Annotated in this window: 19 protein-coding genes; 11 read left to right on the plus strand and 8 right to left on the minus strand. The window is 72.0% G+C overall.

The annotated features are described in order from the left end of the window. Positions 1-3: 3 nt before the first annotated feature. Both BG418_RS37825 and BG418_RS37830 read right to left on the minus strand, forming a co-directional pair. Positions 4-1059 carry a LacI family DNA-binding transcriptional regulator gene (locus tag BG418_RS37825; RefSeq protein WP_188278609.1) on the minus strand — a complete coding sequence of 352 codons (1056 nt, stop codon included), beginning with the start codon at positions 1057-1059 and terminating at the stop codon, positions 4-6. A gap of 144 nt (positions 1060-1203) precedes the next feature. Continuing rightward, complete coding sequence (locus BG418_RS37830; protein ID WP_188278610.1) at positions 1204-2703, minus strand: M1 family metallopeptidase; 1500 nt, start codon at positions 2701-2703, stop codon at positions 1204-1206. 190 nt (positions 2704-2893) lie between these two features. Between BG418_RS37830 and BG418_RS37835 the strand changes: the two genes are divergently transcribed. Further along, entirely contained in the window at positions 2894-4903 is a 2010-nt protein-coding gene (locus BG418_RS37835) for a Xaa-Pro dipeptidyl-peptidase (RefSeq protein ID WP_188278611.1), read from the plus strand. 44 nt (positions 4904-4947) lie between these two features. Here BG418_RS37835 and BG418_RS37840 read toward each other — a convergent pair whose 3' ends face one another. Then, the gene (locus BG418_RS37840) at positions 4948-5877 is read right to left on the minus strand and encodes an FAD-dependent oxidoreductase (RefSeq protein ID WP_188278612.1); all 930 of its coding nucleotides are present in this window, start codon (positions 5875-5877) and stop codon (positions 4948-4950) included. A 66-nt stretch (positions 5878-5943) separates the two neighbouring features. On the opposite strand from BG418_RS37840, the gene BG418_RS37845 reads away from it, so the two are divergent. The 6 genes from BG418_RS37845 (at position 5944) to BG418_RS37870 (ending at position 13467) form a co-directional block, all read left to right on the plus strand. Beyond that, positions 5944-6960: an oxidoreductase gene (locus tag BG418_RS37845; protein ID WP_188278613.1), complete on the plus strand. Its 1017-nt coding sequence runs from the start codon at positions 5944-5946 to the stop codon at positions 6958-6960. Between the two features lie 135 nt (positions 6961-7095). Continuing rightward, entirely contained in the window at positions 7096-8733 is a 1638-nt protein-coding gene (locus BG418_RS37850) for an ABC-F family ATP-binding cassette domain-containing protein (RefSeq protein ID WP_188278614.1), read from the plus strand. A 70-nt stretch (positions 8734-8803) separates the two neighbouring features. Further along, complete coding sequence (locus BG418_RS37855) at positions 8804-9937, plus strand: HAMP domain-containing sensor histidine kinase (protein ID WP_317453888.1); 1134 nt, start codon at positions 8804-8806, stop codon at positions 9935-9937. Beyond that, a complete protein-coding gene (locus BG418_RS37860; RefSeq protein ID WP_188278616.1) occupies positions 9934-10632 on the plus strand; it encodes a response regulator transcription factor in 699 nt (232 codons plus the stop codon). Before BG418_RS37855 ends, BG418_RS37860 begins: the two co-directional genes overlap by 4 nt. Before the next feature lie 184 nt (positions 10633-10816). Continuing rightward, complete coding sequence (gene wecB, locus BG418_RS37865) at positions 10817-11986, plus strand: non-hydrolyzing UDP-N-acetylglucosamine 2-epimerase (RefSeq protein ID WP_317453889.1); 1170 nt, start codon at positions 10817-10819, stop codon at positions 11984-11986. 152 nt (positions 11987-12138) lie between these two features. Then, positions 12139-13467: a glycosyltransferase gene (locus BG418_RS37870; protein WP_188278617.1), complete on the plus strand. Its 1329-nt coding sequence runs from the start codon at positions 12139-12141 to the stop codon at positions 13465-13467. Between the two features lie 372 nt (positions 13468-13839). Here the strand turns inward: BG418_RS37870 and BG418_RS37875 are convergent, their stop codons facing one another. Continuing rightward, on the minus strand, positions 13840-16194 hold the full coding sequence (locus tag BG418_RS37875; protein ID WP_188278618.1) for a Tex family protein: 2355 nt from the start codon (positions 16192-16194) through the stop codon (positions 13840-13842). Positions 16195-16292: 98 nt separating this feature from the next. Continuing rightward, on the minus strand, positions 16293-17156 hold the full coding sequence (locus BG418_RS37880; protein WP_188278619.1) for an SCO6745 family protein: 864 nt from the start codon (positions 17154-17156) through the stop codon (positions 16293-16295). A gap of 146 nt (positions 17157-17302) precedes the next feature. Between BG418_RS37880 and BG418_RS37885 the strand changes: the two genes are divergently transcribed. Next, the gene (locus tag BG418_RS37885) at positions 17303-18268 is read left to right on the plus strand and encodes a GlxA family transcriptional regulator (protein ID WP_188278620.1); all 966 of its coding nucleotides are present in this window, start codon (positions 17303-17305) and stop codon (positions 18266-18268) included. A gap of 82 nt (positions 18269-18350) precedes the next feature. Next, positions 18351-18986 carry a DJ-1/PfpI family protein gene (locus BG418_RS37890; protein ID WP_188278621.1) on the plus strand — a complete coding sequence of 212 codons (636 nt, stop codon included), beginning with the start codon at positions 18351-18353 and terminating at the stop codon, positions 18984-18986. 8 nt (positions 18987-18994) lie between these two features. On the opposite strand, the gene BG418_RS37895 is transcribed toward BG418_RS37890, so the two are convergent. Beyond that, complete coding sequence (locus tag BG418_RS37895) at positions 18995-19750, minus strand: enoyl-CoA hydratase/isomerase family protein (protein WP_188278622.1); 756 nt, start codon at positions 19748-19750, stop codon at positions 18995-18997. A gap of 75 nt (positions 19751-19825) precedes the next feature. Between BG418_RS37895 and BG418_RS37900 the strand changes: the two genes are divergently transcribed. Next, entirely contained in the window at positions 19826-20488 is a 663-nt protein-coding gene (locus tag BG418_RS37900; RefSeq protein ID WP_188278623.1) for an HdeD family acid-resistance protein, read from the plus strand. Between the two features lie 132 nt (positions 20489-20620). Beyond that, positions 20621-21121 (plus strand): ATP-binding protein, encoded by a 501-nt coding sequence (locus BG418_RS37905; protein WP_188278624.1) that lies wholly within the window; start codon positions 20621-20623, stop codon positions 21119-21121. Here the strand turns inward: BG418_RS37905 and idi are convergent. Continuing rightward, complete coding sequence (gene idi, locus BG418_RS37910; protein ID WP_188278625.1) at positions 21096-21689, minus strand: isopentenyl-diphosphate Delta-isomerase; 594 nt, start codon at positions 21687-21689, stop codon at positions 21096-21098. The genes BG418_RS37905 and idi overlap by 26 nt on opposite strands. Before the next feature lie 217 nt (positions 21690-21906). Then, a complete protein-coding gene (locus tag BG418_RS37915) occupies positions 21907-22848 on the minus strand; it encodes a cation diffusion facilitator family transporter (RefSeq protein WP_188278626.1) in 942 nt (313 codons plus the stop codon). Positions 22849-23257: the final 409 nt, after the last annotated feature.

Genomic DNA, 23257 nt, shown 5'->3' on the forward strand with positions numbered 1-23257 from the left:
GCGTTACGCGGACGCCCGCCGCACCAGTACCGTCTCCGTGATCACCGGCTCCGGGCTCGTGCCGTCCCCGTTCAGGCCGCTCAGCAGCAGTCGGGCCATGAGGCGGCCCATGCCCTCGATGTCCTGACGTACCGTCGTCAGCGGTGGGTCCGTCGCCTCGGCGACGCCCGGCATGTCGTCGAAGCCGACCAGGGCCACGTCCTCCGGCACCCGGCGGCCGCGCTCGCGCAGCACCTGAAGCGCGCCCGACGCCATCAGGTCGTTCGCGGCGAACACCGCGTCCAAGTCGGGCCGCCGGTGCAGGAGTTGGGCCATCGCGTGGGCTCCGCTCTCCACGGTGAAGGCGCCCTCGGCGATCAGTTTCGGGTCGGTGTGGGGCAGGACGTCATGAAAGCCGTCGAGCCGGTCCGTCGCCGAGGTCTGGTCGGGCGGGCCCGCCAGGTGGGCTATGCGGGTGCGGCCGAGCGCGAGCAGATGGCGTACGCCCGCGCGGGCACCGGCCCGGTTGTCGGCGTCGACGTACGGCACGGGCCGCTCGCCCGGCGGCGTCGGCCAGCTCGGGCGGCCCCCGTACACGGTCGGTATCCCGGTCCTGCGGGCGATCGCGGGCAGCGGGTCGTCGGTGTGCAGCGAGAAGGCCAGCGCGCCGTCGACGTGTCCGCCCGCCAGATAGCGCGCGATCCGCTCGTAGTCGCCCGGCCCCTCCACGAGGAGCAGCACCAACTGGGTGTCGTGGGCGGTGAGTTCCTTGCTGATGCCCCGGATCTGCTGGGAGAAGAACGGGTCGGAGAAGATCCGGATCTCCGGCTCGGCGATGATCACGGCGACCGCGCCGGTGCGCCGGGTGACCAGGGTGCGGGCCGCGTGGTTGGGGACGTATCCCAGCTCCTCGACCGCCTGGCGCACCTTGTTCACCAGCGGGGGACGCACGCCCGCGCCGCCGTTCATGACCCGGGACGCCGTGGCCCGGGAGACACCGGCGCGCGCGGCGACGGATTCCAGCGTGGGCCGGGACCCGGGGTGCGGGTCCGTGTCCGGTGCGGTGTGCTGCTCGGTCAAGGCGGGTGCTCCTCGCGGGCGGCGTGGCGGCGCCGGGCGGGGCGCCGCGTACAGCGTAGTGGCGCGCCGCCGCCCCCAGCAGAGCGCTAAGTGGTGGGCGGGCGCGGGCTTCCCAGCCGCGCCCGCCCACCGGTTCAGGAGCCCTCAGTGGTGGTCGTGGATGTCGTTCGTCTCCGCGATCTTCTTCCAGGACTTCGGCTGGGCCACCGGCGTTCCGGCGGACCGGGCCACGAGGTTGGCCTTCTTCGCGGCCGCGGCGGCGGGCTTCGCCTGCTGGTACAGCCAGGTGTCGAAGAGCCCGGCGAGCGGCTTGCCGGAGATCTTCTCGGCGTACTGTACGAAGTCGCCCACATTGGCGTTGCCGTACTGGTGGGCCGTCGGCCAGCCCTTGAGGATGGCGAAGAACGCCTTGTCGCCGACCGCGTTGCGCAGCGCCTGGATGGCGAGCGCGCCCCGGTCGTAGACGGCCAGGTCGAACTGGTTGTCCGGGCCCGGGTCGCCCGGCTTGACCTGCCAGAACGGGTCATTGGCCGGGTGCTGGGCGTACACGTAGTCAGCCAGCTCCTGCGTGGTGCCCTCGCCCTCCTTCTCCGACCAGAGCCACTGGGTGTAGCGGGCGAAGCCCTCGTTGTTCCAGATGTCCTTCCAGCCCTTCACCGACACGCTGTCGCCGTACCACTGGTGGGCCAGCTCATGCACGATCACCGAGACGTTGGCGCCGTTCGCGAACTGCTTGGGGCTGTAGTACGGGCGGGTCTGCGTCTCCAGGGCGAAGCCGGAGGTCACGTTGGGCACGTAGCCGCCGACCGAGTTGAACGGGTAGGGGCCGTACAGGGTGCTCAGCCACTCGACGACGTCCTTGGTGCGCTCGACGCTGGCGCGCGCGGCGCCGTCGTTGTCACCGAGGTCCTTGCTGTACGCGTTGATGATCGGCAGGCCGTTGGCCGTGGTGTCCGTCGTGATGTCGAACTTGCCGATCGCGAGCGTCGCGAGATAGCTGGCCTGCGGCTTGTTGGAGCGCCAGTTGAACCGCGTCCAGCCCCGCGCGGAACTCTGCGACTGGAGCGTGCCGTTGCTGATCGCCTGGGTGCCGTCCGGCACGAGCACCGACACGTCGTACGTGGCCTTGTCCAGCGGGTGGTCGTTGGACGGGAACCACCACACGGCCGAGTCGGGCTCCTGGGCGGCCACACCACCGTCCGGGGTGCGGTGCCAGGCCGTGTAGCCGCCGATGCTCAGCTCGGACGGCTTGCCCGCGTACTTCACCACCACCGAGATCGACTTCCCCTTGACCAGCGGCGCGGCCGGGGTGATCTCCAGCTCCTGGGTGCCGGACTTGGCGTACGTCGCCTTCGTGCCGTTGACCAGCACCTCGCTCACCTGGAGCCCGAAGTCGAGGTTGAAGCGGGAGAGGTTCTGCGTGGTGGTGGCGAGGATCGTCGCCGTGCCCTCCAGCAGGTCCGTGGTGGGCTGGTACTTCAGTCTCAGGTCGTAGTGGGAAACGTCGTAACCGCCGTTGCCGCTGCTCGGGTAGTAGGAGTCGCCGATACCCGGGGCTCCCGGTGTGAAGTCGGTCGCGGATGCCGGGATCGCCAGCAGCAGGGACGCGGCGAGCACGCTCGGGGCGATGATTTTGCGGTGCACGAGTGCTCCAAGTCGTCGGGGTGAACGATCTCTTCGGACCCTATTCAGCGCCCGCCGCACCGGTCATGTCCATGGCCCCTGCTGTCACACGATCGCCATTGCGCCGACATGTTTACTTGCTCGACTCGACTCTCTTTCGGACCACGACTGCCCTCTTTTGCACGGGAGTTGACGGGAGTACCGTCCGCCCATGCCGATAGCCACGCGGTTCACCCGCACGAGGTCCAGATCGCCTCGGAACAGCTCGCTCCGGTCGCCCCGCTGGGGTCGCCTGCTCGTGGTGGCGGTCGCGGCCGCCCTGACCGCCCTGTTCGTCTCGCCGGTGGGCGCCCAGGCCGCCCGCGCCAAGGAGAGCAGGCCCGTCTACTCGTACGAGAACGCCATCCGCGAGTCCGTCTGGGTCGACACCCGCCTCGACGCGGACGGCGACGGGAGGACCGACCGGGTCGCCGTCGACATCGTCCGCCCGCGCGAGCCCGCACAGCAGGGCCGCAAGGTTCCGGTCATCCTGGAGGCCTCGCCGTACTACTCGTGCTGCGGGCGCGGCAACGAGAGCCAGCTCAAGACGTACGACGCGCAAGGCCATGTCGTCCAGATGCCGCTGTTCTACGACAACTACTTCGTGCCGCGCGGCTACGCCTTCGTCGCCGTCGACCTGTCCGGAACCAATCGCTCGGACGGCTGTGTCGACGTCGGCGGCTCCTCGGACGTCCAGTCGGCGAAGGCGGTCGTCGACTGGCTCAACGGCCGCGCGCGTGCCTACACCACCCGTACGGGTACACAGCGCGTCGGCGCCGACTGGACCAACGGCCGCACCGGCATGATCGGCAAGAGCTGGGACGGCACCATCGCCAACGGGGTCGCCGCCACCGGCGTCGAGGGCCTGAAGACCATCGTGCCGATCAGCTCCATCTCCTCCTGGTACGACTACTACTTCGCCAAGGGCGCCTCGCTCTACGACTCGGGCCCCGACTGGCTCTCCAACTACGTCGAGAGCCCGGATGCGCGGGCCCACTGCGGCGCCGTACAGCAGAAACTCGTCGACGGGGCGCCGCGCGACGGCGACTGGACGCCGCTGTGGACCGGGCGTGACTACGTCGCCGACGCGTCCAAGGTCAAGGCCAGCGTGTTCGTGGTGCACGGCATGCAGGACCTGAACGTGCGCACCAAGAACTTCGGCCAGTGGTGGGACGCGCTCGCGGCGAACGGTGTCGAGCGCAAGATCTGGCTCTCCCAGACCGGGCACGTCGACCCGTTCGACTACCGGCGCTCCGACTGGGTCGACACCCTGCACCAGTGGTTCGACCACTACCTCCTCGGCTATGACAACGGCATCGAGCGTGCGCCGATGGCCGACATCGAGCGCCACGTCGACCAGTGGTCCACCGATGCCGTGTGGCCGCCCACGGGCACCCGGGACACCGTGCTGCGCCCGGCCACCGGCTCCGCGCCCGGCGTCGGCACCCTCGGGCTGAGCCGCGCACCCGCAGGTTCCAGCGAGACGTTCACCGACAACCCGGCGCTGGACGAGACCAGTTGGTCCGCGACCGTGGACAAGCCGACCCCGGAGAAAGCCGGATTCGTCACCCCGACGCTCACCAAGGACCTGCGGCTCTCCGGCTCCTCCAAGGTGACGGTCACCGCGACCCCGACCACCACCAGCGCTCATCTCTCGGCGGTCCTGGTCGACCTCGGCCCCGACACCATCCGTAACTACGGCGGCGCGGGCGAGGGCATCCTCACCGGCACCGACCGCACCTGCTGGGGCCCGAGCACGACCGGGGACAGCTCCTGCTACAAGGTCACCTCGGCCGACAAGAAGGCTGTCGACTACACCGTGTTCAGCCGCGGCTGGGCCGACCTCGGCCACTACACGGGCGACACCGGGCAGCCGCTGAACCCGGGCACGCCGTACACGATCACGCTCGACCTGCATGCCAGCGACCATGTCGTCCCGGCCGGGCACCGGCTCGCGCTGATCGTCGCGGGCACCGACAAGGACCTCATCGACCCGCCCGCGAGCACCCCGACACTCACCGTCGACCTCGCCCACACCTGGGCGAAGCTGCCGCTGGTCGGCGGTACGGGAGCGTTCCGCCGGGCCACCACCGGCACGCCGCCGCAGGTCGCGCCGCATCTCGCGCGTCCGACCGGCGTCTCGGTCCCGCAGACGGGCAGCCGGGTCCCGGGGGAGCGATGAGGGTCCGCGCGGCCGAACCCGGCCAGCGCTGCTGAGACGGGTTCTCACCGGAGGGGAGTGCGGGAGGCGGCCAGTGCGGCCGCCTCCCGCGCACACCCCCAGGCGACGGTGACACCGGCGCCGCCATGGCCGTAGTTGTGCACCACGACACCACCGGAGCTGGTCGCCTCGGCCTCGATCCGGACGCCTCCGTCCCGCACCGGCCGCAGCCCGGCCCGATGCGCGAGCACCCGTGCCCCGGCGATCTCGGGGCGCACCTGGGCGCATCGCGCGACGATCTCCTCGGCGGTCCGGGCGTCGGGGGTCAGGTCCCAGGCGTCGTCCTGCGCGGTGCCGCCGAGCAGCAGTCCGTACGGCTGGGGGAAGAAGTAGGTGCTGGCATCGGAGTCGTCGACGGCGGTGTACCACTCGGTGATGCCGGGGTTCTCCACGATCACCAACTGGCCGCGCACCGGCCGTACCTGCGGATCGGGCACGATGTGGCGGGCGCCGAGGCCGGTGCAGTTGATCACGAGCGGCGCGTCGGGGAGCCGGTCGACCTCACGGATCTCCACCTTCGTGCCCGTGGCCTCCAGACGTGCGCGCAGCCAGTCCAGATGGGTCGGCATGTCGATCAGCGGCACCCGGGCGAGCACCCCCTGCGCGGACTGGCGCAGCCCGTCCACCTCGGCCGCCCATGGGCCGAGTTCGGAGAGCCGGATGCCCGCGTGCAGCCCTTCCACCAGCCGTACCCCGGTCGTCTCGGGCTCGGCGGCGAGCTGTTCGTACACCCGCAGGGAGGTGAGCGCCCACTCGCCGACGCGCGCGGCCGGTTCGATCCGGTACGGCCACCACAGGGCGCCCGCCACCGCCGATGTGGTGCCGTCGACCGGATCCCGGCTCCACACCCGGACCTTGCGGCCCGACTCCGCCAGGACGACCGCCGTCGTCAGACCGATGACCCCGCCACCCACCACGATCGTCTCGTCGCTCATGACGGGACGGTAGCGGATCGGGTGATGCCGTGCTCGAAACAGCCGGAAGGTGGGAATACTGGGGATATGTCTGCCGCGTACGCGACCTTCGGACTGGCCCCCGCGATGCGGGCAGGCGACGTCGATGGCAACGGATCACCGCAACTGCACCGCGACTTCATGGACTTCGTCGTCAACGGCCGCCCCCTGCTGCTCCAACTCGCCGACCTGGACGCCGTCTCGCCGCTGGCCTCCGACGTACCGCCCGCGATCCTCGGCGCCCAGGTGCGCAGCCTGCTCCTGGAGACCGACCCACCGCTCGCGAACGGGCGTTACGTGGTCTACGCCTGCCCGGAGTGCGAGGACCTGGCGTGCGGCGCGGTCACCGCGGTCATCGAGCGGCGCGGCGACGACATCATCTGGCGCGACTTCGCCTGGCAGACCGCCCCCGTGCCCGATCTGGAGCGCAACGGCTACCACGGGATAGGGCCGTTCCGCTTCCGCGCCGAGGAGTACCGGGCGGCCCTGGAGCGGCTGCTCGACGACGAGCCGCCCCGGCGCCGGGTGCTCCTGATCGGGGCCCGCGCGGCCGTCCTCGGCAAGCTCGCGGCGGCGCTGCGCTCGATCGGCATCGGCGCGGACATCGCGCACGACGTGAGCGACGCGATGCCCGAGGAGCTCATGTCGTACGGGGCGGTCGCCTTCGGGCGGGGGGTTCCGGAGGACGAACGCGCCGCCGTGCGGGCCGCGTTCGCCCGGGCCCACGCGCACCCGGCGTATGTGATCGGCCTCGCCCCCGTCACCCCGCTGCTCGTCGCCCAGCTGGAACAGGCCCTGGACCGCACCCCGCCCGCCCAGCGCCGCCTCACCCGGCTGCTCGCCACCCCTGACGAGGCCCGCCTCACGGTCGGCGCGACCTGCCGGGTGCGCCTGACCGCGTACCGCCTGGACCGGCTGCACCGCGTCCACACCGAGGAGGTCCTGGACGCGATCCTCGACCCCGGCACCCATCAGGTGCCGCTGGACCCGCACGTCCTGCGCGGGGAGTCCTTCCTGGTGGCGCGGACCACGGGCGGGGTGATCACTACGGCGGTCGCGCGCTGAAACGGTCCGCTGGAGCGTGGCGCTGAAACGGTCCACCGGGCATATGTGCCGAAACGGTCCGCCGTACCGGCGGTGCGCGGGCGTGGCGAAAACCGGACCGTGGGAGTCCTGGCACCCACGTAGGATCTAGACCTCATGACTGCCACCCTCGTCGCCAAGGACCTCGCCGCCGGACACGGCGACCGCACGCTCTTCGCCGGGCTCGACCTCGTCGTCGCCCCCGGCGACGTCATCGGCCTCGTCGGCGCCAACGGAGCGGGGAAGTCCTCCCTGCTCCGGCTGCTGGCCGGGCTGGACACTCCGGAGGAGGGCGAGCTGCGGCTCTCCCCGCCGGGCGCCAGCGTCGGGCACCTCCCGCAGGAGCCGGACCGCCGCCCCGGCGAGACCGTGCGCGCCTTCCTCGCCCGCCGCACCGGTGTCGCCGCCGCCCAGACCGCCATGGACGCGGCCACCGAGGCGCTGGTCGAGGGCGCGCCCGGCGCCGACGACGCGTACGCGGACAGCCTGGAGCGCTGGCTCGACCTCGGCGGCGCCGACCTCGACGAGCGCGCCGAGGAGGTGGCCGACACCCTCGGCCTCACCGTCGGCCTCGACCAGCCGATGACCGCGCTCTCCGGCGGCCAGGCCGCCCGCGCGGGCCTCGCCTCGCTGCTGCTCTCCCGGTACGACGTGTTCCTGCTCGACGAGCCGACGAACGACCTCGACCTGGACGGTCTGGAGCGCCTGGAGACCTTCGTACGGGGGCTGCGGGCCGGCACCGTCGTCATCAGCCACGACCGCGAGTTCCTCACCCGCACCGTCACCAAGGTGCTCGAACTCGATCTCGCCCAGCAGCAGATCACCCTGTACGGCGGCGGCTACGAGGCGTACCTGGAAGAGCGCGACACCGCCCGCCGGCACGCGCGCGAGGACTACGAGGAGTACGCCGACAAGAAGGCCGCCCTCGAAGGCCGCGCCCAGATGCAGCGCAGCTGGATGGACAAGGGCGTCAAGAACGCCCGCCGCAAGGCCGGGGACAACGACAAGCTCGGCCGCAAGTTCCGCAGCGAGTCCAGCGAGAAGCAGGCCGCCAAGGCCCGCCAGACCCAGCGCATGATCGAACGGCTCGACACCGTCGACGAGCCCCGCAAGGAGTGGGAGCTGCGCATGGAGATCGCGACCGCGCCGCGCTCCGGCTCGGTCGTGGCGACCCTCAACAACGCCGAGGTCCGGCGCGGCGACTACACCTTCGGCCCGGTCTCGCTCCAGATCGACTGGGCGGACCGCGTCGCGATCACCGGCGCCAACGGCGCGGGCAAGTCCACGCTGCTCGCCGCCCTCCTCGGCCGCCTCCCGCTCGACGCGGGCCAGGCCGCGCTCGGCTCCGGCGTCGTCGTCGGCGAGGTGGACCAGGCCCGTGGCCTGTTCGTCGGCGAGGAATCGCTGCTCGAAGCGTTCTGCGCGGCCGTCCCGGACACCGAGCCGGCCGAAGTACGGACCCTGCTGGCCAAGTTCGGTCTGCGGGCCGACCATGTGCTGCGCCCGGCCACCTCGCTCTCGCCGGGCGAGCGCACCCGTGCGGCCCTCGCGCTGCTCCAGGGCCGGGGCGTAAATCTGCTCGTCCTCGACGAGCCGACCAACCACCTCGACCTGCCGGCGATCGAGCAGCTGGAGTCCGCCCTCGACTCGTACACCGGCACGCTGCTCCTTGTCACCCACGACCGCCGGATGCTGGACGCGGTCCGCACCACCCGGCGCGTCGAGGTCGCGGACGGCAAGGTGACCGAGCACTGACACGGTCCCGGTCGGCCGCCGGGAGGCGCGGCGCCGCCGACCAGCGGTGATCCGCGCGTACCGTGCTGGCGTGGACCGTGAGCGCGACCGGCTTCAGGCCGTCCTGGAGGCACTGCCCCGGGCGGCGATCGTGCAGGGCGGCGACGAGCACGTGGTCGCCGTCAACCGTCGCTTCGTCGAGATGTTCGCGCTGGCCGGGCGGGTCGCCTACGCCCCCGGCGCCCCGCTGGAGCCCGTGGTGGAGGCGGTCCTCGACCACTTCGCCGAGCGCCCGGCCTGGATCGTGGAGGGCACCGCCGCCATCGCCGCGCGCCGCGTCCACCGCGCCGCCGAGATCGCGCTCACCGACGGCCGGGTCATCCGGCGCGACGTGGAGCCGCTGTACGACGCGGGCGGCGAGCCCTTCGGGTCGCTGTGGACCGCCGAGGACATCACCGAGGACAAGCGCCGCGAACACGCGCTGCACCGCGACAACGCGGCGCTCGCGGAGCTGGCCCGTCAGCGCAACGAGTTCCTGGCCTCCGCCTCGCACGAACTGCGCACCCCGCTGACCTCCATCATCAGCTTCTGTGACCTGCTCGCCGACCCCGCCTCCGGCTCGCTCGGCGCCGACCAGCTGAACTTCCTCGCCGCGATCCGCCGCAACGCCGCCCGCATGGCGGGAGTGATCACCACGCTGATGGACACCACGATGATGCGCGAGCCTCAACTGCGGCTGGAATTCGGCGAGGTGGACATCGCGCGGATGCTGGAGCACGCGGTGGCCGACCGGATGTCCACACTGACCGGGGCCGGACTGTTCACCGTGCTCAGCTGTACGCCGGGACCGCCGCTGTACGGGGACGAGCACCGCCTGGAGCACGTGCTCGCCAACCTCCTGGAGAACGCCGCCAAGTTCACCCCGCCCGGCGGGCGCGTCGCCATCGAGGCCGAGCCGGAGGGCGACACGTGGCGCATCACGGTCGCGGACACCGGGATCGGGGTGCCCGAGCAGTACCGCGAGGAGATCTTCTCCGGGTTCGTCCGCGCCCCCAACGCCGAGTCGGGCGGCTTCCCCGGCACCGGCCTCGGCCTCACCTTCAGCCGCGACATCGTGCGCCGCCACGGCGGCGAGCTCTCGGTCGCCGAGGCGCCGGGCGGGGGAGCGCTGTTCACGGTCCACCTGCCGATCACGGGACCCGCGCGTGAGGAGGAGGCGCCATGACCCGGATCCTGATCGTCGAGGACGACCCCGATGTGGCCACCGCACTGCGTGTGCTGCTCACCCGGGCCGGATACGAGGTGGTGGCCGCCGCCGACGGCCGCGAGGGGCTGCGGCGCCTCTTCGCCGACGCGCCCGACCTGATGCTGCTCGACATCGGCCTGCCCGGGCTGGACGGCTGGCAGGTCCTGGAGCGCACCCGGGACATGACCGACCTGCCCGTACTGCTGCTCACCGCGCGCGGAGCCGAGAGCGACCGGGTGCGGGGGCTGCGGGCCGGGGCCGACGACTATCTGCCCAAACCGTTCGGCAACGACGAGCTGGTCGCCCGGATCGAGGCACTGCTGCGGCGCGCCTCCACCTCGCGCTGGGCGGGCACGGCCCAGGACGAGTCACTGCGCCTGGTGCCCGAGCGGCGCTCGGCGGTCTGGCTCGGCGAGGAGGTACGGCTCAGCGACATCGAGTACCGCCTGCTCCAGGTCCTCGTCCGCAACCGCGGCCGGGTCGTCACCACCGACCAGCTCCTCGACCAGGTCTGGGACGACCCGCAGGGCGTCGGCCGCGACCGCGTGAAGTTCGCGGTGCTGCGGGTGCGCCGCAAACTCCAGCAGGCGGCGGGCAGCCTGGAGACGGACCCGATCGAGGCGGTGCGGGGGATGGGGTATCGGTATCGGGGGGAGGGGGAGGGCGGCGGCTGAGCCGGTGGGTTCGTGAGCCCTTGAGCTCGTACGGGTCGTACGGCATGCCCGGGTGCGGGCCAAGGTCCCGGGCCAAGGTCCCGGGGCGGCGGGGCCGAAAGTCCCGAATCCGTTCCCCGGCGGGAACCGCAACCGTCGGGCAACCGAGTACCAGCCGGGTGGGCAACGGTCGGCGGCGAGCTTGGTGGACGTCCCCGCCGGTCCGTCCCTGGAGCTCTCCGTGTCCGCCCTGCCGCCCCGCAGCATCGCCGTCGTCCTCGGTACCCGCCCCGAGCTGGTCAAGCTGACCGAGCTGATCCGCCTCCTCGGGCCCGCCGCGCATGTCGTGCACACCGGTCAGCACTACGACGAGGAACTGTCCGGCCGCTTCCTGACCGACCTCGGCATCCCCGACCCGACGTACCTCACCGGCATCGGCGGACAGCCGCGCGCGGTGCAGATCTCCGCGGGCCTCGCCCAGCTCGACGCGCTGTTCCTGGCCGAGCCGCCGCTCGCCGTGGTCGTCCAGGGCGACACCAACGCCGCCCTCGCCGGGGCGCTCGCCGCCAACGCCCGCTCGATCCCGCTCGTGCACGTCGAGGCCGGGCTGCGCAGCCACGACCGGAACATGCCCGAGGAGCACAACCGGGTCCTGATCGACCGGCTCGCCGACGTGCTGTGCGCGGCGACGCCGGAGAACCGGGAGAACCTGCTGGCCGAGGGCGTCCGCGCCGACCTCGTCGACATCACCGGCAACACGGTGGTCGAGGCCGTCCACAGCCAACTCCCCTCCAGCGACGAGCGGTTCGCACACCTGGAGCGTCTCGGCCTCACCCCTGACGGCTTCGTCCTGGCCACCGTCCACCGCCCCGAGAACACCGACGACCCGGCGGCCCTGCGCGCGATCCTCACCGAGCTGGCCGCGCTCGCCGCCGAGGTGCCGGTGGTGCTCCCGCTCCACCCGCGCACCCGGGCCCGTATCGAGGCGGCGGGCCTCGTCGAGCTCCTCGCCCCGCTGCGGGTGACCCGGCCGCTCGGCTACCGCGACTTCCTGGCCCTCGCCCGGCACGCGGCCCTGCTCGTCTCCGACTCCGGGGGCGTCCAGGAGGAGGTCACCGTACTCGGCCGCCCGCTGGTGGTGGTCCGCAACTCCACCGAACGCCCGGAGGCCATGGCCGACTTCGCGACCCTGGTCGCGCCCGGTCCTGAGCTGGGGCGTGCGGCGCGTGCGGCGCTGGCGCTGGGTGCGGGTGGGCGTGCCCGGCTTGCCGCGTTGCCGAGCCCGTTCGGAGACGGGCTCGCGTCGCGGCGGATCGTGGCGCTGCTGGGCCGTCTTGTGTCGTCGCGCGAGACGACGTACGCGGCCGCGGCCTGACGGTCGCCTGGTTCTTCTGCTGCGGGCCGGTTGTGGCTGGTCGCGCCCCGCGGCGGAGCCGCAGATGTCACAGCCCCGCGCCCCTTAAGGGGCGCACGCGCGCCCCACTCGTACGGGCCCCCTGCCACCGCATCTCCACTGAAAGACTTCCCGTGTTCTCCAGCCTGCTCATATTCCTCTTCCCCTTCGCCCTCTTGACCTGTTTTCTCCTCTACTGGGCCGGGGCTCGGCGCTCGTATGTGCGTCGGCCGCCGACGGAAGCCGGTGACCCGGCCGCCCTGGACTGGCACTTCTTCGTGCCGTGCCGGGACGAGGAAGCTGTTGTCGGGACTACGGTCGCGCAGCTGCGAGGGGACTTTCCTGCCGCGCATGTCTGGGTGATCGACGACGACAGTGACGACCGGACCGGTCTGATCGTCGCCGCGCTCGCGGAGGACGACCGGCGGGTTCATCTCGTACGCCGGGTGCGTCCGGAGGCCCGTACGGGCAAGGGGGACGCGCTCAACGCGGCGTACGACCAGCTCGGTGAGTTCCTGCCGGAGGGGGTCGACCGGGGCAGGGTCGTCGTGTGCGTCGTGGACGCCGACGGGCGGCTCGACCCGCGTGCCCTCGAACTCGTCTCGGGACCGGAGGCGTTCGGGGACCCGGAGATCGGCGGGGTGCAGGTCGGGGTGCGGATGCGCAACGTCGACGACCCTCGGCCGCTGCCGGAGCGGGGACGCGTCCGGAACGCGTTCGCCCGGCTGCTCGTGCGCGTCCAGGACATGGAGTTCGCGGTCTCCAACGCGGGCATGCAGCTGCTGCGTCGCCGTACGGGTTCCGTGGGGCTCGGCGGGAACGGCCAGTTCACCCGGCTCTCCGCGCTCGACCGGATCGCGGACGCCGAGCGGCGCCCGTGGCAGCGCGGTGCGCTCCTGGAGGACTACGAACTCGGCCTGCACATGATCCTCGCGGGCTTCCGGATCACGCACATCGCCGACACCTGGGTCTCCCAGGAGGGCCTGCCGCACGCACGCCGGCTGCTGACGCAGCGGACGCGCTGGGCGCAGGGCAACTTCCAGTGCGTGCGCTACGCCCCGCGCATCATCTCGTCGCGCCACTACAGCGGGCGCGGTGTGCTGGAGACGCTGTACACGTTCTGCCAGCCGGTCGCGCATCTGCTCACGCTCGCGCTGAGCGTGGCGATGCTGGTGCTCGGCGGTCTCGGTTCGCTGGTGCTGTGGCCGCTCACGCTGATCCTGGCGGCGCTGGCGATCGGCCCGTTCGTGCTGTGGGGCCCGGTCTACCGCCGCGACCACGCCCCGGACGCGTCCCGCCTGACCGCGCTGTTGTGGGGCGTTGCCCTGTGGCTGTACGCGTACCACCTGTTCATCGTCTCGGCCCGCGCCTTCGTCCGCATGGCCCGGGGCCGCAACGGCTGGGCCAAGACCCGCCGCAACGCGGAGCGGGCGACGTCGGGACCGGTGGCCCTGGAGGCGTAGCCGCCGGGCGCCGCGTACGGCTGGCGCCGAGTCGCCGTCCGCTACGACTGGCGCCGGGCCGCCGCCCACTCCGGCTTGTGCCGGGCCATCGCCCACCCCGGTTGCTGCCGCCCCCCGCCTCGGCGGACTGTCGTCCGTTCCGCCCGCCGCTGGGCTGCGACCCGAAGGGGCGCAGTTTCAGGGGCGCGGGGAACTGCGCGACCAGCCCCGCACGGTCCGCAGCCGAGCGCTTGCCCGCGAACGGGGCGCGGATAGGAGGAACGGTGGCCCGGGACGGGGTGCCGCTGTGCCCGCCCGTGCCGCCCCTAGCGGCACGCACGCCCACAGCGGCGGCAACAGAGGGCGGCGGCAGCCACAGCGGCGGCGTGCCGCTTAGCGGCGACCCTTCGGGTCCAGCAACCCCGCCTTGCGGAGGGCGTCTGCCATTGCGCCGTTCGCGGGCGGGGGCGTCTGGCGACTGCGGTCGCCGCCACCGCCACCCCGCCGCTGCTGGCGCTGCTGCGGAGGTCGCCCACCACGCTGCTCCCGCTTCTGCTCGCCGCCCGAGGCGTTCGCGTCGTCGTCCAGCCGCAGCGTCAGCGAGATCCGCTTCCGTGGGACATCGACGTCCATGACCTTCACCTTGACGATGTCGCCCGGCTTCACGACCTCGCGAGGGTCCTTCACGAACTTGTTCGAGAGGGCCGAGACATGCGCGAGGCCGTCCTGGTGCACGCCGATGTCGATGAACGCGCCGAACGCCGCCACGTTCGTCACCACGCCCTCCAGGACCATCCCGGGCTCCAGGTCGCCGATCTTCTCGACGCCCTCCTTGAAGGAGGCGGTCTTGAAGGCGGGGCGGGGGTCGCGGCCCGGCTTCTCCAGCTCGCGCAGGATGTCGGTGACCGTCGGCAGACCGAAGGTCTCGTCGACGAACGAGTCCGGCCGCAGCGACCGCAGCACCGCCGTGTTGCCGATCAGCGCCGCGACCTCGCTGCCCGAGGTCTTCACCATCCGCCGCACCACCGGGTACGCCTCGGGGTGCACGCTGGAGGCGTCCAGCGGGTCGTCGCCGCCCCGGATGCGCAGGAAGCCCGCGCACTGCTCGTACGCCTTGGGGCCCAGGCGCGCCACGTCCTTGAGCGCCCTGCGGGAGCGGAACGGGCCGTTGGCGTCGCGGTGCGCCACGATGTTCTCGGCGAGCCCGGCGCCGATGCCGGAGACCCGCGAGAGCAGCGGCGCGGACGCGGTGTTGACGTCCACCCCGACGCCGTTCACACAGTCCTCCACGACCGCGTCGAGCGAGCGGGAGAGCTTCACCTCGGACAGGTCGTGCTGGTACTGGCCGACGCCGATCGACTTGGGGTCGATCTTCACCAGTTCGGCGAGCGGGTCCTGGAGGCGGCGCGCGATGGAGACCGCGCCGCGCAGCGACACGTCCATGTCCGGCAGCTCCTGGGAGGCGAACGCCGAGGCCGAGTACACCGAAGCGCCCGCCTCGGAGACCATCACCTTGGTGAGCTTCAACTCCGGGTGCTTGGTGATCAGTTCACCCGCGAGCTTGTCCGTCTCGCGGGACGCCGTGCCGTTGCCGATGGCGACGAGCTCGACCGCGTGCTCCTTGGCGAGCCGCGCCAGCTTGGCGATCGCCTCGTCCCACCGGTTCGCCGGGACGTGCGGATGGATCACGTCCGTCGCCACGACCTTGCCGGTCGCGTCGACGACGGCCACCTTCACGCCCGTACGGAACCCGGGGTCCAGGCCCAGCGTCGCGCGCGTACCGGCCGGGGCGGCCAGCAGCAGGTCGCGCAGGTTGGACGCGAAGACCCGTACCGCCTCGTCCTCGGCGGCCGTCCGCAGCCGCAGCCGCAGGTCGATGCCGAGGTGGACCAGGATCCGGGTGCGCCAGGCCCAACGGACCGTGTCCGCCAGCCACTTGTCGCCCGGGCGGCCCCGGTCGGCGATGCCGAAGCGGCGCGCCACCATGTTCTCGTACGCGGAGGGCCCGGGCGTGTCGGACGGCTCCTCGGGCTCCAGGACGAGGTCCAGGACCTCCTCCTTCTCGCCGCGCAGCATGGCGAGGACACGATGCGAGGGCAGTGCGGTGAAGGGCTCGGCGAAGTCGAAGTAGTCGGCGAACTTGGCGCCCGCCTCCTCCTTGCCGGCGCGCACCTTCGCCGCGAGCCGGCCCTTGGTCCACATCCGCTCGCGCACCTCGCCGATCAGGTCGGCGTCCTCGGAGAAGCGCTCGGTGAGGATGGCGCGGGCGCCCTCCAGGGCGGCCGCCGGGTCGGCGACGCCCTTGTCGGCGTCGACGAACGCGGCCGCCGCCGCGAGCGGTTCGACCGACGGGTCGCCGAGCAGCCCCTCGGCCAGCGGCTCAAGGCCCGCCTCGCGCGCGATCTGCGCCTTGGTGCGCCGCTTGGGCTTGAAGGGCAGATAGATGTCCTCCAGGCGGGCCTTGGTGTCGGCGGCCAGGATCTGCCGCTCCAACTCCTCGGTGAGCTTGCCCTGCTCCCGTACGGAATCGAGGACGGACGCCCGGCGCTCCTCCAGCTCGCGCAGATACCGCAGCCGCTCCTCCAGGGTGCGCAGCTGGGCGTCGTCGAGCATCTCGGTCGCTTCCTTGCGGTAGCGCGCGATGAACGGCACGGTCGACCCGCCGTCGAGCAGCTCGACGGCGGCCTTCACCTGCCGCTCCCGTACGCCGAGTTCCTCGGCGATCCTGCCTTCGATGGACGTCGTCACGATCCCGTACCGCCTTCTCGATGAGCTTGAGGCGCCATTGTGGCAGGCGGCACCGACAATCGCCGATCAGCCCTTGCCGGGTCGGTCCCCGGACAGGGTCATCCCTTGCCGGTCAGGTCCGCCGGGAACGCGCCCGCCGCCAGGGCCGTCATCAGGAAACCCCGGGCGAGCTCGGTCAGCCGGGCCACGTCCGCCTCGCCGAGCAGTGCGTACGGGGCGAGGTCGAGTCGGTCCGTGCGGTCCTCGACTGCCTCCCGCAGCGCCGTGCCCGCCGCGGTCAACTCGCCGTCGGCGTCCAGGAGTCCGCGCTCGCGCAGCCGGGCGGCCGCCGCGTCCCAGTCCGCGCGCCGCCAGCCGCGCGTGCCGATGATCCAGCGCGGGGCCATGCCCTTGCCGGTGGCGGTGTGGCTGACCAGTGCCTCCAGCGGGTCGAGCTCCGCGTCGAGCAGCGCCATCAGGTGGCCGTCGCCCCGGTGCTCGCGCAGCAGCGTCGCCGCGTGCCAGTACGCCAGGTGCGGCTCCTCGGGCACCGGCAGGTCGGCGTGGGCGGCGTACAGCGGCCGGGCGTGCCGCGTGCAGCCCTCGGTGGCCCGCAGCGCGAGCTGCGCCGCCTCGGCCATCTCGTCCGAGGCCACCGTCTCCTCGCCGAGGAGGCGCCGCAGCGTGCTGTCGGTGGCCCGCAGCCGGGCGGCGAGCACGTCCTCGGGGGACGCGATGTCCCACACCGCCGGTACGTGCCGGGCGACGAGCTCGTGGTTGAAGTTGTAGAAGGTGGCGGTGATCGTGCTGGGGCCGACCGCGCCGAGCGCGGCGGCGCGGCCCGCGAAGTAGGCGGCGCGCGGGTCCTCGATACCGATCCCCGCGAGCTCCTTGTCGTAGTCGGGGGAGAAGTAGACCGTCGAGTGCAGCGGGTTGATGGAGTTGTGGCAGCGGCGGCCGGCGCGCGGCGGGAGAGACGTCATGCCCGCAGGTTACCGACTGGTCGGTACGTCGTGAACCCCCGGTCGGACCTCCAGTCCGTACGGCATGAACCTCCACGCATTCCATGGCAGGAAAGGTGGGATGCTCGTCATTGCAGACATGGCGGGCACCCCGAAGAATCATGGGCATGGCGCAGCGAACCGTGCTCGTCGTCCTCTTCGAGGACGTCCAGAGCCTCGATGTCTCCGGCCCGGTGGAGGTCTTCTCCGGGGCCGACCGATACGTCGCCGAAGAGCCCGGCGGCGCGTATGCGATCCGTACCGCCTCCCTGGACGGCGCCCCGGTCCGCGCCTCCAGCGGGCTCACCCTCGTCCCCGACGGCTCCCTGGCCGACGCGGAGGTGCCGCACACCCTGCTGGTGCCCGGCGGACAGGGCACCCGCGCCCCGGACCCCCGCCTGATCGCCTGGCTGCGCGAGCACGGGCCCCGCGCCGAACGGCTCGTCTCCGTCTGCACCGGCGCCGAACTGCTCGCGGAGGCGGGGCTGCTCGACGGGCGCCGGGCGACCACGCACTGGGCGTACTGCGACACCCTCGCGCGCAAGCACCCGGAAGTCACCGTCGAGCGGGACCCCATCTACGTACGCGACGGAAACGTCTCCACCTCGGCGGGTGTCACCGCGGGCATCGACCTCGCCCTCGCCCTCGTCGAGGAGGACCTGGGCCGCGAGGCCGCGCTCACCGTCGCGCGGCGCCTTGTGGTGTTCCTGCGACGCCCGGGAAACCAGGCCCAGTTCAGCGCCCAGCTCGCCGCCCAGACCGCACAGCGCGAGCCGTTGCGCGAGGTGCAGCAGTGGATCAGCGAGCACCCCGACGCCGACCTCACCGTCGACGCCCTGGCCGCCCGCGCCCGCCTCTCGCCCCGCCACTTCGCCCGCGCCTTCCAGGCCGAGACGGGCACGACGCCCGGCCGGTACGTGGAGCGCGTCCGCGTCGAACATGCCCGGCGCCTCCTGGAGGACACCGCCGACGGGGTGCGCGAGATCTCCCGCGCGTCCGGCTACGGCACCCCGGAGGCGATGCGCCGCGCCTTCGTGAAGACCCTCGGAACCGCGCCCGCCGAATACCGGCGCCGCTTCCATCCCGCCCTCTGACCCGACCCGTCGCCCGGCCGGTCCCGGCCCTGCGGCTCGATCCGCCGTCAGCTGCGACCACCGTTCCGTCGAAAGGAACCCCATGCAGATCGCCGTACTGCTCTACGACCGCTTCACCGCCCTGGACGCCATCGGCCCGTACGAGACGCTCTGCCGCCTCCCCGACGCCGAGGTCGTCTTCGTCGCCGAGCAGGCGGGCCCGGTCGTCAACGACAAGGGCAGCCTCCACCTGGTCGCCGAGAAGACCCTGGCCGAGGTGGACCGCCCCGACATCGTGGTGGTCCCGGGCGGCCCCGGCACCCGGGAGCTCGTCGACAACGAGGCCCTGACCGGCTGGCTGCGCGCGGTCGACGCGACCACGACCTGGACGACGTCGGTGTGCACCGGCTCGCTGCTGCTCGCGGCGGCCGGGCTCCTGACCGGCCGCCGGGCCACCACCCACTGGCTCACCTACGACGACCTGGCTGCGCTCGGCGCCGAGCCGACCGGCGAGCGCGTGGTCATCGACGGCAAGTACGTCACCGCGGCCGGGGTCTCCTCCGGCATCGACATGGGGCTCACCCTGGTCGGCCGTATCGCGGGCGACGAGTTCGCGCAGGCCGTGCAGCTGCTGACCGAGTACGACCCGCAGCCGCCCTATGACGCGGGCTCGCCCGAGAAGGCCCCGGCCGAGCTGGTGGAGAAGCTGCGGGCCGGGAGCCACCTCATCCTGAAGTAGGGACGGGCTCAGCCCGAAGCGGTCCACTCGAAGCGCGGGGACCTGCGCTCCAGGAAGGCGGCGACACCCTCGGCGGTGTCGCCGCTGCCGAGCGCCTGCTCCGACCAGTACGCGTCCCGGTCGGTCCGGCCGTTCGCGAACTCCTTGGCCGCCGCCTGGGTGAGCTGGGAACGTGTGGTGAGGATCCGGGTGAACTCGGCGACGCGCTTGTCGAGTTCACCGGTCGGCAGCACCTCGTCCACCAGACCCGTCCGCAGCGCCCGCTCCGCGTCGATCAACTCGGCCGAGAACAGCAGGTACTTGGCGGTCGACGGACCCACCAGCGCGGCCAGGCGCCGGGTCGACGACGACGCGTACACGATGCCGAGCTTCGCGGGCGTGATCCCGAACGAGGCACCCTCCTCCGCGAACCGCAGGTCGCAGGCGGCCGCCAGCTGACAGCCGCCGCCCACGCAGTAGCCGCGCACGGCCGCCAGCGTCGGCTTGGGGAACGCGGCCAGCGCCTCCTCGGCCCGTACCGCGAGCGACTGGGGGTCGTCGCCGGGCTCGGGCGCGCGCAGCGAGGAGATGTCGGCGCCCGCGCAGAACGTGGCTCCGGCGCCGGTCAGCACAAGGGCCCGTACGGCCGGGTCGGCGGCCAGGGTGTCGAGCAGCGGCGGCAGCGCCCGCCACATCGCGGACGTCATGGCGTTGCGCTTGGCGGGGTTGCTGATGACGACGGTGGCCACGCCGCCCGCCACGGTGTGCTCCAGCTGCGGCTCCATGCGCCGGATGCTATCCGGCCGTACCGCTCCTATGATCAAGAGGGGGCTGCCCGGTGAAGCCGTGAGGAGACGCTGATGGCCGTGCCCACACGAGAGAGCAGAAAGCTCAGCCGCAGTTTCGGACGGCTGACCGTCCTCGGCGCGATCCTGGTCGTCGCGGGCCTCATCGGCCTCATCTACACCGGGGTCGCGACTCTCACCTCCATGCTGCTCTTCGGCTGGCTGCTGCTGGTCGGCGGTGTGGTCGGGCTGCTGCATGCGATCCAGTCGCGCGGCGCGAACTACTTCTGGCTCGGTGTGGTGGTCGCGGCCCTGAACATCGCGGCGGGCGTGGTGGTCATCCGCCGTCCCGAGGGCAGCGCCGAGGCGCTGACGATGTTCGCCGCGCTGCTCTTCCTGACCGGCGGCGTCTTCCGGCTCGCGGGCAGTGTGGTGGTGCGCGGGCCGCAGATGGGCTGGACGCTGGTGCAGGGCGCGTTCGGCGTGCTCCTGGGGATCCTGGTGCTCGGCAGCTGGCCGAGCAGCAGCCGCTATGTGATCGGCTGCTTCTTCTCGCTCGCCCTGTTCTTCGACGGTCTGGGGCTGATCGCGCTCGGTCTCACCGGACGCCGGATCGTGGGCCTCGTCGCTCCGGCGCGCTCCGGCGCGGACGCGGACGCTCCGGATTCCGTGCCGCAAACACCCCCGCAAGCCATGGCAAAGCCGTCAGACGGCGATCAGAGTGGCTTTGAGAAGTGACATCCGCGGTCGATGGCGATCAGATGACGTCGATAGACGCTGACTTCAGTTCAGTCGCCCGGTCCGGACCATCACACTCCCAACACTCGGTACCAAGAGCCTGACAGCCGAGTGCGAGGGTGGTGCCGGAACATGGAGATCCGCGGGAGCGTGCCACCCGACACCGTGCCGGCCAGGCCGCTCCCGTACGAGGGCGTCTGGCGCTTCACGGCACCCGCGGTCGACGCCTCGGTCCCGCAGGCCCGCCATGCCGTGCGCGATCTGCTCCACCGCCAGGGCGTGCCGATCCACGACGATCTGGTGCAGGGGCTGCTGCTGATCGTCTCCGAGCTGGTCACCAACGCGGTGAAGCACGCGGCCCTGCTCTCCCCGCAGGTCGCCGTCGAGGTCGCGATCGGCGCGGAGTGGATCCGGGTCTCGGTGGAGGACAACCACCCGTACCGCCCCAAGGCGCTGGAGACCGACTACGCGCAGACCGGCGGGCGCGGGCTGCTCCTGGTGCGCGAGATCACCTATGAGGCGGGCGGGTCCTGCGACGTCGAGCAGACCGCGAACGGCGGAAAGATCATCTGGGTGGCGCTGCCGCTGGGCCCGGTGGCCGACGGGGTCACCAGCCCGCGGCAGGCCCTGTGAGCTCGCGGACGGCGGGCCGGGCCGCGTCCAGGACCGTCATGAACCACGCGGAGAACGTGGCCCGCTCGTGCAGCGCGGTCAGCTCCTGCGGCGAGACGAAGGCGGTCTCGTAGACCTCCTCGGGGTCCGGGCGCACCGGCGACTGCACGAGGCCCACGAAGAGGTGGTTGTACTCCTGCTCCACCAGGCCCGAGTCCGGGTCCGGGTGGTTGTAGCGGACGGTGCCCGCCTCGGCGAGCAGCGAGGGCGAGACGCCCAGCTCCTCGTGGGTGCGCCGGGCGGCCGCGGCGAACGGGGACTCGCCGGGGTAGGGGTGTCCGCAGCAGGTGTTCGACCACACGCCGGGGGAGTGGTACTTGCCGAGCGCGCGGCGCTGGAGCAGCAGCTTGCCCGTCGGGTCGAAGAGGAACACGGAGAACGCGCGGTGCAGCCGGCCGGGGGCCTGATGGGCGGAGAGCTTCTCCGCGGTGCCGATGGTATTGCCGCTCTCGTCGACCAGTTCGAGCATGATCTCTTCGGCGGTCCCGTTCGACGAGCTGTTCGCCGTAGTGGCTGGTGTGGTCGGCATAACCATCCTTCGCTTCGGTCCTCGGCTGCCAAGTCTGCCGTACAAAAGCGGCGTCTTCGCACTTCGACGGGCACCGCATGTCCGTAATGCGTCGTGCATAAGAACAACGCGCCATGCGTCACGAGCGCGCCACCGCGTCGAAGAATGAATCGTGCCCAGCAGGACCGAAGCGGAATCATCGAACACCCGCCCGGGGGGTACGGGCGCCCCGCACCGCTCAATGGCAGAGCCCCACCTCGTGGGCCGCGTGGCCGTCCGGCTCCAGCTGGAACGTGCAGTGCTCCACATCGAAGTGATCACCCAGGCAGCCCTGGAGATCGTGCAGCAGCTTCTCGTGACCGACCGTGTCCAGCGCCTCCTGGCTGACCACCACATGCGCCGAGAGCACCGGCATCCCCGAGGTGATCGTCCAGGCGTGCAGGTCATGGACGTCCTCGACGCCGTCGAGCGCCACGATGTGCGCCCGCACCTCGGTCATGTCGACCCCCTTGGGCGCGGCTTCGAGCAGCACGTTCAGCGTCTCGCGCAGCAGCCTCACCGTACGGGGGACGATCATCAGGCCGATCACGATCGAGGCGATCGGGTCGGCGGCCTGCCAGCCGGTCGACATGATGATCACGGCCGCGACCAGCACGGCGACCGAGCCGAGCGCGTCCGCCAGGACCTCCAGGAAGGCCCCGCGGACGTTCAGGCTGTCCTGCTGGCCGCGGATCAGGAGCGAGAGCGAGACCATGTTGGCGACCAGACCGATCAGGCCGAAAACGATGGTCGTGGGCGCCGAGGTGTCGGCCGGCTCGACGAACCGCTGAACCGCCTCGTACAGGACGTATCCCCCCACGCCGAGCAGCAGCAGACAGTTGGCGAGCGCCGCCAGGATCTCGGCGCGGGCGTACCCGAATGTCCGGTTGTGACCGGCCGGGCGGTTGGCGAAGTGGATCGCGAGCAGCGCCATCGCGAGTCCCAGGGCATCCGTCGCCATGTGCGCGGCGTCCGCGACGAGCGCCAGCGAGTCGGCCATGAGCCCGCCGACGATCTCGACCACCATCACGCCCAGCGTGATGCACAGCGCTATCCGCAGCCGCCCCTTGTAGGCCGCGGCGGCCGTCCCGGTGGGCGCGGGCCCGCCGTGCGCATGTCCGTGGTCGTGCCCAGCCCCCATGGAGGCCACCTCTCGGATCCGCGTGACATCTGCGTACGAGGGGTCAGTGAACTACGGGCGGGGGGTATGGGGCAACACGGCAGTGAACACCGTTGTCATCTGCTCTGACCTGCGGAAACGTTGTGTGTGGGGAGGGCATCGAGGCGCCGCAGGTCAGCGTGTCGGACCGGGCCCGGGCGTGTCGGCCCGACGGTCGTCGTGACGAGGGGGGGCGGTTTGTGAGGCGCGCTCTTGATCGACGATGATGATCCACGCGGCCGGCCCCGGCCGCAGGGCCCGTTCGGGGCGTAAACAGGCGATGAACTCCCGGTTCCCCGCATCCGATAGCCTCCGGATAGCCTCTGCCGACGTGCCGCCCGCCGCTTGTGCCGGGCCTGGCCGCCGGACATCAGCCGTGCCAGCCAGCCAT

Source organism: Streptomyces sp. CBMA152 (assembly GCF_014596475.1).
Lineage (GTDB): Bacteria > Actinomycetota > Actinomycetes > Streptomycetales > Streptomycetaceae > Streptomyces.

Coding starts and splice junctions, on each gene's coding strand:
- BG418_RS37915 (WP_188278626.1), bottom strand. CDS start 22,848: ATGGGGGCTGGGCACGACCACGGACATGCGCACGGCGGGCCCGCGCCC.
- BG418_RS37880 (WP_188278619.1), bottom strand. CDS start 17,156: ATGACGTCTCTCCCGCCGCGCGCCGGCCGCCGCTGCCACAACTCCATC.
- BG418_RS37900 (WP_188278623.1), top strand. CDS start 19,826: ATGGCCGTGCCCACACGAGAGAGCAGAAAGCTCAGCCGCAGTTTCGGA.
- BG418_RS37860 (WP_188278616.1), top strand. CDS start 9,934: ATGACCCGGATCCTGATCGTCGAGGACGACCCCGATGTGGCCACCGCA.
- idi (WP_188278625.1), bottom strand. CDS start 21,689: ATGCCGACCACACCAGCCACTACGGCGAACAGCTCGTCGAACGGGACC.
- BG418_RS37845 (WP_188278613.1), top strand. CDS start 5,944: ATGTCTGCCGCGTACGCGACCTTCGGACTGGCCCCCGCGATGCGGGCA.
- BG418_RS37835 (WP_188278611.1), top strand. CDS start 2,894: ATGCCGATAGCCACGCGGTTCACCCGCACGAGGTCCAGATCGCCTCGG.
- BG418_RS37905 (WP_188278624.1), top strand. CDS start 20,621: ATGGAGATCCGCGGGAGCGTGCCACCCGACACCGTGCCGGCCAGGCCG.
- BG418_RS37890 (WP_188278621.1), top strand. CDS start 18,351: ATGCAGATCGCCGTACTGCTCTACGACCGCTTCACCGCCCTGGACGCC.
- BG418_RS37885 (WP_188278620.1), top strand. CDS start 17,303: ATGGCGCAGCGAACCGTGCTCGTCGTCCTCTTCGAGGACGTCCAGAGC.
- BG418_RS37840 (WP_188278612.1), bottom strand. CDS start 5,877: ATGAGCGACGAGACGATCGTGGTGGGTGGCGGGGTCATCGGTCTGACG.
- BG418_RS37895 (WP_188278622.1), bottom strand. CDS start 19,750: ATGGAGCCGCAGCTGGAGCACACCGTGGCGGGCGGCGTGGCCACCGTC.
- BG418_RS37850 (WP_188278614.1), top strand. CDS start 7,096: ATGACTGCCACCCTCGTCGCCAAGGACCTCGCCGCCGGACACGGCGAC.